The organism is Vibrio comitans, assembly GCA_024346835.1.
Taxonomy (GTDB): Bacteria; Pseudomonadota; Gammaproteobacteria; order Enterobacterales; family Vibrionaceae; genus Vibrio; species Vibrio comitans.
The window spans coordinates 1,869,333-1,883,604 of the sequence record AP024866.1 but is presented as its reverse complement, the minus strand read 5'-3'; the positions used below and the strand labels follow the sequence as shown (position 1 = coordinate 1,883,604).

Annotated in this window: 13 protein-coding genes; 7 read left to right on the top strand and 6 right to left on the bottom strand. The window is 43.9% G+C overall.

Annotation, left to right across the window (positions count from 1 at the left end):
• Window positions 1–18 precede the first annotated feature (18 nt).
• Window positions 19–1,560, bottom strand: coding sequence for a DUF3360 family protein (locus OCU46_RS08635; RefSeq protein WP_141268426.1), 1,542 nt, complete (start codon window positions 1,558–1,560; stop codon window positions 19–21).
• 611 nt (window positions 1,561–2,171) lie between these two features.
• Here OCU46_RS08635 and OCU46_RS08630 point away from each other — a divergent pair.
• The 5 genes from OCU46_RS08630 to OCU46_RS08610 all read left to right on the top strand — a co-directional run bounded on the left by OCU46_RS08630 (window position 2,172) and on the right by OCU46_RS08610 (window position 5,858).
• The gene (locus OCU46_RS08630; RefSeq protein ID WP_141268424.1) at window positions 2,172–2,942 is read left to right on the top strand and encodes an ABC transporter ATP-binding protein; all 771 of its coding nucleotides are present in this window, start codon (window positions 2,172–2,174) and stop codon (window positions 2,940–2,942) included.
• Between the two features lie 66 nt (window positions 2,943–3,008).
• Window positions 3,009–3,785, top strand: coding sequence for an ABC transporter substrate-binding protein (locus tag OCU46_RS08625; RefSeq protein WP_307722290.1), 777 nt, complete (start codon window positions 3,009–3,011; stop codon window positions 3,783–3,785).
• A gap of 170 nt (window positions 3,786–3,955) precedes the next feature.
• Window positions 3,956–4,696: an ABC transporter permease gene (locus OCU46_RS08620; RefSeq protein ID WP_141268420.1), complete on the top strand. Its 741-nt coding sequence runs from the start codon at window positions 3,956–3,958 to the stop codon at window positions 4,694–4,696.
• 3 nt (window positions 4,697–4,699) lie between these two features.
• The gene (locus OCU46_RS08615; protein ID WP_141268418.1) at window positions 4,700–5,383 is read left to right on the top strand and encodes an ABC transporter permease; all 684 of its coding nucleotides are present in this window, start codon (window positions 4,700–4,702) and stop codon (window positions 5,381–5,383) included.
• A 322-nt stretch (window positions 5,384–5,705) separates the two neighbouring features.
• A complete protein-coding gene (locus OCU46_RS08610; protein ID WP_167495316.1) occupies window positions 5,706–5,858 on the top strand; it encodes a hypothetical protein in 153 nt (50 codons plus the stop codon).
• Between the two features lie 58 nt (window positions 5,859–5,916).
• On the opposite strand, the gene xthA is transcribed toward OCU46_RS08610, so the two are convergent.
• From xthA to dinG, 5 genes are read right to left on the bottom strand one after another with little or no spacing between them, the layout of a single operon-like run.
• Window positions 5,917–6,723 carry an exodeoxyribonuclease III gene (gene xthA, locus OCU46_RS08605; RefSeq protein ID WP_141268416.1) on the bottom strand — a complete coding sequence of 269 codons (807 nt, stop codon included), beginning with the start codon at window positions 6,721–6,723 and terminating at the stop codon, window positions 5,917–5,919.
• 41 nt (window positions 6,724–6,764) lie between these two features.
• Window positions 6,765–6,929 carry a pleiotropic regulatory protein RsmS gene (gene rsmS, locus OCU46_RS08600; RefSeq protein WP_017030361.1) on the bottom strand — a complete coding sequence of 55 codons (165 nt, stop codon included), beginning with the start codon at window positions 6,927–6,929 and terminating at the stop codon, window positions 6,765–6,767.
• Complete coding sequence (locus OCU46_RS08595; protein WP_141268414.1) at window positions 6,929–7,477, bottom strand: primosomal replication protein; 549 nt, start codon at window positions 7,475–7,477, stop codon at window positions 6,929–6,931. The genes rsmS and OCU46_RS08595 overlap by 1 nt, the downstream gene beginning before the upstream one ends.
• A 9-nt stretch (window positions 7,478–7,486) precedes the next feature.
• Window positions 7,487–8,266, bottom strand: coding sequence for a sulfite exporter TauE/SafE family protein (locus OCU46_RS08590; RefSeq protein WP_141268412.1), 780 nt, complete (start codon window positions 8,264–8,266; stop codon window positions 7,487–7,489).
• A 17-nt stretch (window positions 8,267–8,283) separates the two neighbouring features.
• Complete coding sequence (dinG, locus tag OCU46_RS08585; protein ID WP_141268410.1) at window positions 8,284–10,353, bottom strand: ATP-dependent DNA helicase DinG; 2,070 nt, start codon at window positions 10,351–10,353, stop codon at window positions 8,284–8,286.
• 535 nt (window positions 10,354–10,888) lie between these two features.
• On the opposite strand from dinG, the gene OCU46_RS08580 reads away from it, so the two are divergent.
• Window positions 10,889–11,911, top strand: a complete 1,023-nt coding sequence (locus tag OCU46_RS08580) for a porin (RefSeq protein ID WP_141268408.1) — start codon at window positions 10,889–10,891, stop codon at window positions 11,909–11,911.
• 320 nt (window positions 11,912–12,231) lie between these two features.
• Complete coding sequence (glgA, locus tag OCU46_RS08575; RefSeq protein ID WP_141268406.1) at window positions 12,232–13,680, top strand: glycogen synthase GlgA; 1,449 nt, start codon at window positions 12,232–12,234, stop codon at window positions 13,678–13,680.
• Window positions 13,681–14,272: the final 592 nt, after the last annotated feature.

Sequence of the window (14,272 nt, the reverse complement as noted above, 5' to 3'; positions counted from 1 at the left end):
ACTACCCTTGAATCTGCATTATAGGAACGCTTTCAAACCGTACTGTGGTTCAAGCATACCTACAGCCAGCATCGCTACTAGACATACTACGAATACGCCAACAGGGATGATGATTTTATCAGTGAAAGTTAGGCGTGAAGCACGCTCTTTGTCACCGATAAGGCCGTTGTTGTCCAAGAACATAGTTAGAGCCCAAGCAAGAACTGGGTTCGTCACTACAGCAGCAAAGATACAGATACCCGCCGCTTGTGAGTCTTTAGTTTCTCTAACCATTTGCATACCCGCTTCAAGAAGTGGCAAGAATACGCCAACTAGAAGAGCAATACGCATTACTGGAGGCCATACCGCAACGTCCATAGGGAAACCAAGGATAGCTACGACAATACACATAGCACCAAGCAAAATTGCACCGCCAGGAATTGGGCGCTTCGCAATCGCAGCTGGAATCATGTACGTACCCCAAGATGAAGTGATGTTACCACCACCTACAGCAGTACCAACGATTTGACGAACAGAACACATAGTCATAGTGTCATCAACGTCCATCAGTACTTTTTCAGTCTTTTTAGGGTAGTTCAATTCTTGGAAGATACGGTGACCTAGGAAGTCAGGTGACCACATAGCTACCGCTAGGATTGCAAACGGCAGAGATGCAACAAAGTGAGCCACATTAGGAAGACCTAGTTGCCAACCTTGCTCTGTGCTGCCCCACCAGTAAACAGGGTTTAGGTTAGGGATACCCATTTCTGTTTCGAACGTAAGGTCAAAGCCTGCGCCTAGACCAAGCGCGATAATAAGGCCCGCGATAGCACAAACAGGGATAGCTAACCAACGCATACCAATCTTAGCTAGGTAAGCGTAGATTGCGATGTTGATACCCAGTACCACTAGACCAATGTAACCTAGGCTACCTGCAGCAACATCAGCAGACTGAAGACCTACAGCCCAAGATTGGATATCGCCAATCTGGCTCATGGTTCCGGTAAAGCCGAGGAAGATCAATAGACCGCCTGCGGTACCCTCTGAGGTGAGGTTAACGAGTTTCGAACCACCCTTAAAGAAGCTAAGCAATAAACCGAAGATACCAAGAAGAATAGCTAGCGCTAGAGGGTGAGCACCTGCAAGTGCAATAGAACCGATAAGAGGAATCATTGGACCGTGGTTACCGGCCAAGTTCGCTCTTGGGTTAAAGAAGCCAGAAGCAAGGATACAGAATAGAAGTGCAGGAATAAGCATTTCTACACGAGCTACTTCGATAGCGAACTCTTTGCCTAGGTTAACGTGGTCCCACGCTTGAGTTAGGCCATCAGCCCAAGACATCATTACTGCAGAGTACATTGCAATAATGCCGATAGTACCTGCTAGAGCTGGAACTAAATCTTCTAGTTCAAAGCGGAAATCACGACCAGGAAGGTTCAAACGGAAGCGGCGAGGCTTCATGATTTGTAGTTCGTGATCTAAGTAATCAGAACGGCTTGCGAATTCAGAGGCTGGTTTATGCAGTTCTGAATAGCTTTTTTCTTCAGCTTCAGACTGCTTGTTGTTGACAGCGTCGGACATAAAATCCTCGTTAACTTATAGGTAGAAATGAATCTGGGTTAATTTGACACGTTCGCATGAATCATTTGCGACGGCATAATTTCTCATACTTATTGAAATGTAGCACGTCGTTTTCGAAATAATCTTAGGCGAAAATTTGAAAAATACTCGTCAAATTTGAATTTATTGGGCGGAGTGTAACAAGGTCGCAACTTAGAACAATTGATCTTGATCAGTTAAAGAAAATTACTGAAATAAAAGTACATAAAGGGATCTGGGAAGATAACCGCACCAAAAGTGTGGTAATTGCACTTACATTTGTAAATCTCCATTCACCTTTGGTTACATTATCGGCACTCCTGCGCAAAATATGCTCAAAGCCACATTCTTGTTTCAAAATTGTAAAAAGTTGTGGTCTTTTGTTTGGTTTCATTTACATTTATAGCCCGATAACGTGCTGTAGTTAGTGCGTTTATTCGCCAATTATAACGTTGTTTGTATATATAGGCGGTAAATATGACTAAATATCCTAGAAATTCACTATTGTTGAACCATTGCTAAACGTTTGCGCAAATGGTACCTTTCTTTCATCAATATAGCCTGATACTAGGATTACAGGGAGAAACAAGCGCATGACGGACGTACCCGCGCTAAGAATTAATAATCTGCATAAAACCTTTGGACAGAACGAAGTACTTAAAGGCATCTCACTGGATGCACACAAAGGCGACGTAGTCTCTATCATCGGTAGCTCAGGCTCAGGTAAAAGTACATTTCTTCGCTGTATCAACCTTCTAGAGACACCAACAGCAGGTGAAATCTGGGTAAATGGCGAACTAATTGAGATGAAGAATAACCGTCTCGGTGAATCTCTCCCATCAAATGCGAAGCAAGTACAACGCATTCGTTCACGACTCGCTATGGTGTTCCAAGGCTTTAACCTTTGGTCACACATGACAGTGTTAGAAAATGTGATTGAAGCGCCTGTACATGTCCTTGGCGTACCCAAGGCACAAGCTATCGAAAACGCGAAACAGATCCTGCAAAAAGTGGGTTTGTACGAGCGCAAAGATTACTACCCAGGGCACCTTTCTGGTGGTCAGCAGCAGCGTGCAGCGATAGCTCGTGCATTGGCCGTCGATCCTGAAGTAATGCTATTTGACGAGCCTACCTCAGCTCTGGATCCAGAACTGGTTGGCGAAGTACTAGGTGTTATGCGAGATCTTGCCGAAGAAGGTCGCACCATGCTGGTTGTGACACACGAAATGGCGTTTGCTCGCGATGTGTCAAACCACGTTATGTTCCTGCATCAAGGTTTAGTTGAAGAGCAGGGCGATCCTGCCAAGCTATTCACTAACCCTGAATCAGAACGTCTAAAACAGTTTATTTCATCAATTTACTAAACGAAGTGCTCTTAAAGCGCTCACTTAAACACAACAAAAAAACACTTAAATCACAGGAGTATGGATATGAAAAAGTGGTTATTGGCTGCGACACTAGCAGCAACAGCACTTTCTGGCGTTGCACAAGCGAAAGAATGGAAACAAGTTCGCTTCGGCATTGAGGGTGCGTACCCTCCATTTAGTAAAACTGAAGCCGATGGCTCACTAAGCGGCTTTGATGTAGATATGGCAAATGCGCTTTGTGAAGAGATGCAGGTTAAATGTGTACTTGTTGCTCAAGATTGGGACGGAATTATCCCTTCTCTTCTAGCACGTAAGTACGATGCGATTATCGCTGCAATGTCTATCACCGAAGAGCGTAAGAAGCGTATCGACTTTACTGGTAAATACGCTCAAATCCCTAATAAGTTTATCGCTAAAAAGGGTGCTGATATCGATTTCTCTAAAGCGGGCCTAAAAGACGTTAAGATTGGTGTTCAACGTGCAACAACTCACGACAAGTATCTTTCTGACAACTACGGTAAAGATGTAGAGATCGTTCGTTACGGTTCTTTTGATGAAGCTTATCTAGACCTTGCAAACGGTCGTATTGCTGCAGTATTGGGTGATGCATCGGCATTAGAAGAAGGTGTTCTTAACTCTGCTGAAGGCGATCAATACGAGTTTGTTGGTCCTTCTCTAACTGATCCAAAATGGTTCGGTGAAGGCATGGGTATTGCAACTCGCAAGCAAGACAAAGAACTAACAGCGAAACTAGACGCTGCAATTCTTGCTCTACGTGAGAAAGGTGTTTACGACGAGATTGCCGCTAAATACTTCAACTACGACGTATACGGCGAGTAAGCCTTTAGGCAACATTTATGGCCCGGGAATGGAATTGCTATTTCCGGGCTATTTTTCACAGCCTCATCAGATGTTGTTTGATGAACGCATCAACGGTTTGTACTGTTGTAAACAGGCAACTGTCATCAACTAGGACGCCAACATAGCCGTAATAGTGTTGGAAGATAATTATGTTAGATTTACAGGGATATGAAGCCTCGATTCTCAGTGGAGCTTGGCTGACGTTACAGGTAGCGGTGCTATCACTGCTTTTGGCGGTAATACTTGGCATGCTAGGTGCTTTAGCTAAGCTATCGCCTTATCGTGTGGCCCGAGGTATTGCGACCCTTTACACCACCATTATTCGTGGTATCCCAGACTTAGTGCTGATGATGCTGATCTTCTTTGGTGGCCAGATCCTGCTCAATAATAGCTTGTATGGCATCAATGAATGGCTAAACGAGTACTTCACAGCAAGCGACCCAGATCATGCGTGGGTTTCTTATGTCCCAGATTATATTGATGTTAGCCCATATGTTGCTGGCATTCTTACTATAGGTTTTATTTTCGGTGCCTACATGGCGGAGACCTTCCGTGGTGCAATAATGGCAGTTGATGCTGGCGAACTTGAAGCAGGTAAAGCCTACGGAATGAGCCCTGTTTTATCCTTTAGACGCATCCTGTTGCCACAAATGATTCGACATGCGCTACCAGGCTTTGGTAACAACTGGTTGGTACTGTTAAAAACAACGGCACTCGTTTCCATTATCGGCTTGGAAGATATGGTTCGCGTTAGTGCGATGGCTGCAGGCACAACCAAGGCACCGTTTACCTTCTACATGGCAGTATCGCTTATTTTCTTATTGTTTACTGCAGTATCCACGGGCTTGTTAAAGCTTGTTGAACGCAAATTTAGTATTCAGGCGAGGTAGGACATGGATTTTTCAATTATCCTCGACAGCTTCGATGTGTATTTAGAAGGTTTATATACCACGGTATGGCTGGTAGGTTTAGCGCTCATTATTGGTTTGTGTATTGCGATACCTTTAGCGATTGCCCGCAATAGCAACAACTGGTTGCTAGTGGGGCCTACTTGGGCATTTATTTATTTCTTCCGAGGCACTCCTTTATTGGTGCAGCTGTATCTTATCTACTACGGTATGGATCAGTTCTACCCAGTAAAAGATACCATGTGGGAGAACGCGTGGTTCTGTGCGTTAGTTGCCTTTATCCTCAATACCTCAGCGTACACATCTGAAATTATTCGTGGCGCAATTAATGGTTTACCTAAGGGCGAAGTTGAAGCGGCAAAAGCGTATGGTATGAGTCCATTTGCTACCTATCGCCGTATCGTACTGCCAAGTGCACTACGCCGTGCTCTGCCTGCGTACAGTAACGAAGTGATCTTTATGCTTCATGGCTCAGCGGTTGCGGGTATTGTGACAATACTCGATCTTACCGGTGCAGCGCGCTTAGTAAACTCTCGTTATTACGCACCGTTTGAATCATTTTTGACGGCAGGCCTATTCTATATGAGCTTGACCTTCATCATCTTGTTTGTGTTCAAGCATGCTGAGAAACGATTCTTAGCTTATCTAAGACCTCTAGAGTCGAAATAAGCGTACCACTTAAATGAAGCCGGCTTTTGTGTCGGCTTTTTTCGTTTTGAACCTTGATAAAAAATCTTCACCCTTACGATAAATAACCAGATTAGTTGCTTTTTTTGCTTTCTGATTTAATAGCGCCCGTTCGGTTTTATACCAATCACACTAAGTAAGTGAGCAGGAATAGCGTAGGAAAAATGCTCTAGGACAAGGCAGGATTTTTCGATAAGTAGTTATTCTACAATCAAAAACCCTAACCCAGTCATAGAGTATTTTAACAAGCTAGGATGACCAACGATTTAGTACGATTGGTATCAATTATCAATTGGGTATAAAAATGTTCAATATTGAAGATGTGGTTGTAGCAAGTAAAGGCATCGATCTAGGCCAAATGGTGGTAACAGGTTTAAGTGCGGGTGGTTACTATGTTCATGTTTCTGTGGATGGAATGACGCTGACTTATCCAGCTCGTGACTTAAGAAAAGCATAAAATAAAAAAGGTAGCCTTATGGGGCTACCTTTTGTTTTAGTGCTCTGTTCGTTTGTGGTTATTTAAACCTTGCCCAAATAGGCGCGTGATCAGAGGGCTTTTCGATGCCACGTAATTCATAATCAACCTCTGACTCGACACACTTATTCGCAAGAGAAGGCGTAGCCAATATCACATCGATACGTAAGCCGCGATTGTCTGGGAAGCCCTTAGAGCGGTAGTCGAACCAAGAAAAACGATCGTTAACTTCTGGCTGAAGCTTGCGGAATGTATCTTCTAAGCCCCAATCCATTAATGTTTTTAGCCATTCGCGCTCGATTGGCTGGAATGAGCATTTACCCGTCTTAAGCCAGCGCTTACGGTTGGGTTCGCCAATACCAATATCCGCATCAATAGGGCTGATATTGATATCACCCATCACGACTAGCTGCTCATCATTGTTGTGATGATCATTTAGGTAGGTCATTAGATCCTTGTAGAACTGCTCCTTATAAGGAAACTTAGTCTCATGGGAGATATTGTCACCTTGTGGGAAGTAGCCATTGAGGATTGTCACTGGCTGGCCTTGCTCATCTTCTACTGTCACCATGATCATGCGCTTTTGATGATCGTCATTGTCGGTAGGAAAACCTTTTTGCACTGAGATAGGCTCTTTCTTACAAAGCATCGCCACCCCATAATGTGCTTTTTGACCATGATGATAGACCTTGTATCCCATCGCCTCGACATCTTCGATAGGAAAGGCTTCGTCGTGCACCTTGATTTCTTGTAGACCGATAACGTCTGGTTGATGTTTATCTATGATGGCTTGCAGTTGATGAAGGCGAGCACGAAGCCCATTGATGTTGAAACTAATTACTTTCATTATTCAATTCCGTTGATTGAGCAGAGTCGGGTAGACAGACCCTAGTCTTGCTGCTGTTTTTTACTGATCAGATCGCTCTTGACGATCTCAAGGGCAGAGAGGGCGGTGTCGATATCAACCTCATTGGATTCGAAGAGGTAGATAAGATCGACAGCCAGCTTTATATCGTCTGGTGCATTATCTAATGGCGATTTAGGCTCACTCATTATTGATGTTGCTCCCTAAAGGTTATCTGTTTTTCTATCTTGATAATGGCGTCTTTGCAACGTTGCAAACGCTGCTCTGCGGTGATCAAGGCTCTTTGAGCTTGGCTTTGATTAAAACCCACCGCCGTGTCTAAGGCACGTTGTCTATCAATCACCATCTCCATGAGTTGGCGTTCCCATTCCTTGTGTTTCGCAAGGTCTTGATAGATAGCGTTGATAGGCTTGCGATAATAGCTCTTGTGCTTAGGCTCATCCTTACGAAAATACGCGGTAGAGAGCTCGCGAGTGATAGCACTTATCTGTGCTAATAATCGTTCGGATAAATACTCGGCACGTTCTGCCGTCAGCAGGCCGTGTTGTTTTTCGCGACTTATGGCTTCGTAGGTATTGGTGGCTTCTTTTACACAAGGCAGTAATATTTTGGCGCGGCAGTTAAACAAACTGCTATCAAACAAGGGTAGGTGATGTTCACCACGCTGTTTATCCAGCTGTTCTGCACTGTGCGCCATTTGCGCGAGCTTTTCTTTTAGTTGTGCGAATTGACTCATCAAAATCCCTTAAAGAGTGACAAACCAAGCGTCATAAGCAAGCTTAGCAGCTAGGATAGTGACGACAGTAACAAATACCGGGCGGATAAACTTAGCGCCAAATCGAATCGCAGAATGCGCGCCAAAATAAGCCCCAAGCATTAGGCAGAAACCCATAGTCAGACCTAATAGCCAATCGATATGTCCTAAAATGGCAAAGGTGATTAATGAGGTGAAATTACTGGTGAAGTTCATTGCCTTCGCAAGACCTGATGCTAGCAGTATATTAAGACGATAAAGCGCCATACTGCTTACGGTCCAAAATGCGCCAGTGCCAGGTCCCGCGACACCGTCATAGAAACCCAAACTAAAGCCTTGTGTGACTTGAGTTATATTGTGCTTTCTGCCCGGTTCGGGCATTAGATTCTTATTTGCATCGGGCGTTTTGTGGATGATGGTATAAAGGGCTGCCGCTAAGATGACCAGTGGCAGCACCTTTTCTAACCATTCTGTAGAGATAGAATCCACAAACAAGGTGCCACAGGTTGCGCCAACCAAAGTAGCAATAAACGTAGGTAGCCATAATCTAGGCTTAAACAGTTTTTTCTTGTAATAGGTAAAGGCCGCTGTTGAAGAGGCAAACGAGGCTGCTAGCTTGTTGGTACCCAAAGCGATGTGAGGAGGTAAGCCAATAGAAAGCAAAGCTGGGACGGTAAGCATCCCACCCCCGCCAGCAACCGCATCAATAAAGCCTGCTATAAAGGCGACGAGCGCCAAAATAAGCAGCATACTTGGTTCTATGTATTCCATTGAGTAATGAATCAGTCCTAATCGATGCGACGTTTAAAGGGTGGTAAAGAGTCTAATAATGCCTTGCCGTAACGTTTGGTTACGATACGGCGGTCGAAGATGATTACTCTACCAGAATCTTGCTCTTTGCGCAGTAATCTCCCTACAGATTGAATCAGCTTTTTACTCGCTTCGGGCACCGCAATTTGCATGAATGGATTGCCGCCACGGCTTTCTATGTATTCAGCATGCGCTTCTTCTACAGGAGAGGTTGGCACAGCAAAGGGGATCTTGGTAATTACTAGGTTCTCTAGCAACTCTCCTGGTAAATCTAGACCCTCTGAAAAGCTTCCTGTACCAAACAAAATACTGGTTTTGCCTTTCTTTATGGCTGCTTTATGATTTTTTATGATTTCAATTCTCGAACTATCCCCTTGAACCTGTAGTTGCCACCCTTTTTTGGTCAGCTCTTTTTGCATGGCGTCAGCCACTTGGTTCATCTGCCAGTATGAGGCAAACAACACCAGATTTGCCTTGTCTGGGGCCAGCCAATTGATCAGCTCCTCACTCAAATAGTCGGTAAATTGTGGTGCTTGAGGCTCATATTTTGCTTTAGGCACAATCAACTCGGCATTGTTCTGATAGTCGAAAGGGGAGGCTAGTGCTAAAAACTGCGTTCCTTCTTCTTTATCATAACTGACACCACTTTGTTGGCAGAAAAACTGGAAAGAGTTGAGCGCTCTTAGGGTGGCAGAGGTTAATACTGCGCCAACACACTTGCTCCAAAGTTTCTGATCTAGAGACCAACCAACCTCAAGTGGAGAAACGCTGACAATGAAATCGAGCTCTCGCTCTGGATTCGTTTCAATCCAGCGGGCAAGGGGAGCGCCTTTATCGCGTGATGGTTCAGCCATTAACTGCCAAACTTTGGCGAGATTCTCTAAGCGCTGTAAAAAGAACCCTGCTTCAGCAAGTGCAGGCTCCGCCAACCGAGGGGATACCTCGCCGTCTTTCACACGCTCACTTATCAGGTCAGTGATTTTAGCCAGCGCTTGAGCCGCTTTGTTGCAAACGGTTTTTAGCTCTTTGCTCTGCTCTACTAGCCAATGGGGCAGTTCGCCGTGCTCAAATCTAAGTCTATTTTCTTTAAAACCAGCAGGGTCTAGCTGACGTGCAACGTTGTTAAGGCTTGGAATGATTTCGCTGATAGAGTTTTGCAATTCAGTAAGAAAGCGATCCACTCTTTTAGCATCACCAAGAGACGATATCTTGCTGCTACTTTTATTCAGTGTTTCTAACCATGCCGCCGCACCTTTTAAGCTAGCGGAAGCCGACGAGTGGTCTCGAGCCACCTTGGGAAGGTGATGGGCTTCATCAAACACATAGATAGTATTTTCTGGCTCTGAAAGAATCACACCTCCACCTAAGTCTAAATCGGCCATGACCAAGCTATGGTTAGCAATTACCACATCCGCTTTATCTAGCTCAGAGCGTGCTTTTTGAAAGGGGCAGTCCCTATGTGCAGGGAGCCCATTATTGCAACTGTGTTTGTCACTGACAATGCTTTGCCACACTTCATCTTTGATTGGCTTAGGCCACGAGTCTCTGTCGCCATCCCATTTGTTTTCGGACAGGGCTTTGTACATTCTTTCCAATAAATCGATATCCGATTTGTTTGGTTTGGTTTCGAACATGGCAATCTGGGTGTCATCAGCACCTGAAGCTGCGGCGAGTTTTTCTGCACAGCAATAGCGCTGTCTTCCCTTAGCTAATATAAAAGAGAATTCAAAATCCACTAGTCGACGATACAGTGGCAGGTCTTTATTGATTAGCTGCTCTTGAAGAGCGACCGTCGCTGTCGAGATCACAACCTTTCGACTATTAAACTTTGCAACGGGAATAGCGGCCATCAAATAGGCTAATGACTTACCAATGCCGGTTCCAGCTTCAGCCACTATTAAGCGATTCGACTTATGATAATCCCCACATAGAGTCTTGGTAATCTCGGCAACAAGGTAATTTTGGGCGCGACGAGGAATAAAGTTGTCCAGCTGATGATGCAGGTTTTTATAGCTGTGGCGGATCGCTTCTTGGATTTTTCTATTCATTTCTTTTCAGACAGTTAGATGCTTTAGCCATGATAACACACCTCTAAAGCACAAAGAGTTCCCCTCAAAATGATATTTATCTAATATTTTTCGTGATCGACTTCTCATAAATGTCATTAGCAAACTTAAGCTACTGAAACTTCTCAATGAATCCATTGTCGCGCCCGTTTGGTGAATAATTTTAAAAGTGCTTTTAGATTTTATTATGTCAATAAATTAAATTCTAAATCCTCAGTTAAAAATAGTGGTTAACTCTGCATAATTATCACTTTGCAAAATTGTTAAGTAGCGGTGAATTGGCTGTAAAAAGTGTGAGCTACGCATTTGAACTCCTTTAACTTGTTGTTTTTGCTTGTTTTTTATATTTTGTTTTGTGTTTTTTAGGGTGTTTGACACTGGTTTAGAAAAATTGTAATGTATCAGCAACTTCAGGAGAACGTAGATGCAGAAGCATTTTCGCCTGATGATTATAAAAATAAATATATTTTAAGAATCGCCATAGGGTTCGAGTTAAAAGAAAAGGACGTAAATTAACATGAAAAAAACACTATTAGCGCTAGCAGTAGCATCTGTAGCTGCAACTTCTGTAAACGCAACGGAAATCTATAAAACTGAAGATGGTAGCATTGACTTTTATGGTCAACTACGTACACAGCTTGAGTTTAATGATAGCAATGAAGAAGCTGGAGATCCTAAGGCGCATACAGCAACATTGAATTCTGGTTCTTCTCGTACCGGTATCAAAGGCGCTTATGGAATTACTGATACTGTCGATGTAATTGGTTTAGTTGAGCTTGGCGTTGGCATCAAAGACAGCGTAGATACTCGTCTTCACTACATTGGTTTCCAAAGTGATTTCGGTACAGTAACATTTGGTAAACAATGGCTAGCTACTGATGATGTTTGGGGTGCTGATTACTCATATTTCTATGGTGGTTCTGCTCTTCGTGGCGAAACCTTGAACGGTGGCCGTCATGATTCTGCTATCAAATATACTTTTGATGGTGAGAACTTCTGGGTAAAAGCAACTTGGGGACTTGATGAAGACGAATCTGAACAAGAAGTTTATGATGCTTTCGTAGGTACTTCATTTGGTGATCTGGCGTTACATGCTGGTGGTGGTTACACTCAGGATTTCGCATCAGAGCTATCTAATACATACGCAGAGTTTACCGCAGAGTATGGTATTGGCGATCATCTAATTGGCTTTACTTACTACTGGGCTGAACTCGCAGACGAAGGTGCAACAAATACTAAGATTGACGAGAATGGTCTTTCTTTAGCTGGTATTTTCCAAATGACCGAGAAGACTGCTCTTTACGGTGGTTACGAATATACAATGCAAGAAGTTAAAAATACAAACCTAGATGAAGACGGAACAGTAATTTACCTAGGTGTTGAGCACAAATTTAATTCTTGGGCACGTGTATATGCAGAGTATGCATACCTAGACGGTACAACTTTAGGTTACACAAGTGGTGATGATACTACCGTAGCTCCAGGTCAAACTAATGATGCCTTCAATAACTTCGGTATCGGTGCACGTTTCTACTGGTAATATCTAGTTAAAACAAATTAATCAATGCCCAGCCATAGTGCTGGGCATTTTTGTATCTAAATCTCATTGTCTAGCTATGTAAATCACGGTTTTATCTTTTTTTACCTCGTTGTTGGGGTAAGTATTTCAAAGCGTTATAGATGGAACATGAGTCGTAAGTTAGAGTCGTTTGTACTCTGCAATAGCGAGGTGTCATAGCGCGGTGGTACTAGCGCAATCGTTTGGTTTTTATGTTAATATCGCCTAGAAATGACGCGAGTCAAATCAACCATAACCAGAAGCTGTCAACAGCTCTAACGAAAAACAGGATTTCCCCAAAAATGTCACAATTAAAAGTTTGGTTTACAGTTTCCGAAGCTGAAGGATTAGTAAAAAGCGGAGGCTTGGCTGACGTTGGTAAAGCGTTACCTAAGGCGCTACAAAACCTTGGCACTAATATCGCCATTGCTATTCCTGGCTATACAAAACTGCCTAATTTTGAACAGAGCCCAGTGGTTCTGTCTACGACTTTAGATCATCACCCTCACACTCCATATCAAGTTCGCAAGTTAGAGCTTGATGGTGTACCCGTTTATGCATTCGAATGTGCGCAATACTTTGATCGCCCTGAGCTTTATGCTGAGCGCAACCAAGCGTACGCAGATAACGGCGAGCGCTTTGCGTTCTTCGCAGCAGCAAGCCTTGATGCTCTACCTAAGTTAAACTTCAAGCCTGACGTTGTTCATGCAAATGATTGGCACACTGGGTTAGTGCCTTTCTTGTTAAAGACGCGTTTTGCTAAGAATGACTTCTATAAAGACATTAAGAGTGCATTGACTATTCATAATGCGCTGTTTAAGGGTATCTACCCATACAACGAAGTAAGCATCATTCCTGAGCTAACTGAGGTTGAAGCAAGCACAGTGAACTACGGCCATGACTGCATTAGTATGCTACGTGCTGGTATCCAATACGCTGATAAGCTAAATGCGGTAAGCCCTAACTACGCTGAAGAACTCAAGACCCCACTTGGTTCACACGGCTTAGTAAACGACTTCGTGTCTCGCTCTGCAGATTTCTCAGGTATCGTAAATGGCTGTGACTACAGCGAATGGGATCCTGCGACTGATAAATACCTAGTTAAAAAATTCAAGCCAACTAAGGCAAGCTTTAAAGCAGGTAAAGCGGCGAATAAAACAGCGCTTCAGCAAGAGTTTAATCTTCCAGTGGCTAAACTACCTATGTTTGGCATGGTGTGTCGTCTGACTCATCAAAAAGGCTTCCACTACATTCTGCCTATCCTAGATCGCTTCTTGAAGAACGATGTACAACTTGTGATCATCGGTACTGGTGATCCTGATATTGCTGCGCAACTGCGTGAAGTATCAGAGCAATACGGCGATAAGTTTGCCTTTGTAGAAGCTTACGACAACCGTCTAGCTCACCTTGTTGAAGCTGGCTCAGATTTCTTCCTAATGCCTTCAGAATTTGAAGCATGTGGCCTGAACCAACTTTACTCTATGGCTTACGGCACACTGCCTATAGTTCGTGATGTAGGTGGCCTGAAGGATACCGTGAATGATTACGATACTGACCCAAGTGTGGGTACTGGCTTCTCATTCCACGATCCAATCCCAGATGAGCTTTTGGTATGCATGCAACGCGCGTTGATCCTATACCTTCAACAGCCAGCAGAGTTCGCAGAAGTACAGTTGCGCGCTATGAAGCAAGACTTCGGCTGGAACGTGGCTGCAGAGAAATACCTAGAAATGTTTAAGAGCGCGATGTAGGGCAGAGCCAACGTAAGTTGCGTGAGTTCTAGGTTAATACAACGCACCGTCATCGTAGAAAGTTCGAAGAACTTATCTAGGACCTTGGGGGGTGCTTTAGTTTGATATTGGCACTCTCTAAGGTCCTGACTTTCGTCAGGATGACGCGTTTGTTGTTGTGTGCAATGTGCGTGCTAAGACCCTGATTTTCATCAGGGTGACGAGCATGAAAAGCGTGAATCTTTCGCTTTTAGTTTGAGTGCGGTGCTAATACAACGCACCGTCGTCATCCTAGAAAGTTAGAAGAACTTATCTAGGACCTTAGGAGGTGCCTTTGTTTGACATGGGCACTCTCTAAGGTCCTGGCCTTCGCCAGGATGACGTACGTGTTATTGCGTACAATGTGCGTGCTAAGACCCTGATTTTCATCAGGGTGACGAGCATGACAAGCGTGAATTTTTCGCTTTTAAGTTGAGTTCGATGCTAATACAACGCACCGTCATCCTAGAAAGTTCGAAGAACTTATCTAGGACCTTGGGAGGTGCATTAGTTCGACTTTGGGCACTCTCTAAGGTCCTGACTTTCGTCAGGATGACGCGTTTGTTATCGTGTA

Coding starts and splice junctions, on each gene's coding strand:
- rsmS (WP_017030361.1), bottom strand. CDS start 6,929: ATGAGTGAGCCTAAATCGCCATTAGATAATGCACCAGACGATATAAAG.
- OCU46_RS08630 (WP_141268424.1), top strand. CDS start 2,172: ATGACGGACGTACCCGCGCTAAGAATTAATAATCTGCATAAAACCTTT.
- xthA (WP_141268416.1), bottom strand. CDS start 6,723: ATGAAAGTAATTAGTTTCAACATCAATGGGCTTCGTGCTCGCCTTCAT.
- OCU46_RS08595 (WP_141268414.1), bottom strand. CDS start 7,477: ATGAGTCAATTCGCACAACTAAAAGAAAAGCTCGCGCAAATGGCGCAC.
- OCU46_RS08580 (WP_141268408.1), top strand. CDS start 10,889: ATGAAAAAAACACTATTAGCGCTAGCAGTAGCATCTGTAGCTGCAACT.
- OCU46_RS08620 (WP_141268420.1), top strand. CDS start 3,956: ATGTTAGATTTACAGGGATATGAAGCCTCGATTCTCAGTGGAGCTTGG.
- OCU46_RS08615 (WP_141268418.1), top strand. CDS start 4,700: ATGGATTTTTCAATTATCCTCGACAGCTTCGATGTGTATTTAGAAGGT.
- OCU46_RS08625 (WP_307722290.1), top strand. CDS start 3,009: ATGAAAAAGTGGTTATTGGCTGCGACACTAGCAGCAACAGCACTTTCT.
- OCU46_RS08610 (WP_167495316.1), top strand. CDS start 5,706: ATGTTCAATATTGAAGATGTGGTTGTAGCAAGTAAAGGCATCGATCTA.
- OCU46_RS08590 (WP_141268412.1), bottom strand. CDS start 8,266: ATGGAATACATAGAACCAAGTATGCTGCTTATTTTGGCGCTCGTCGCC.
- dinG (WP_141268410.1), bottom strand. CDS start 10,353: ATGAATAGAAAAATCCAAGAAGCGATCCGCCACAGCTATAAAAACCTG.
- glgA (WP_141268406.1), top strand. CDS start 12,232: ATGTCACAATTAAAAGTTTGGTTTACAGTTTCCGAAGCTGAAGGATTA.
- OCU46_RS08635 (WP_141268426.1), bottom strand. CDS start 1,560: ATGTCCGACGCTGTCAACAACAAGCAGTCTGAAGCTGAAGAAAAAAGC.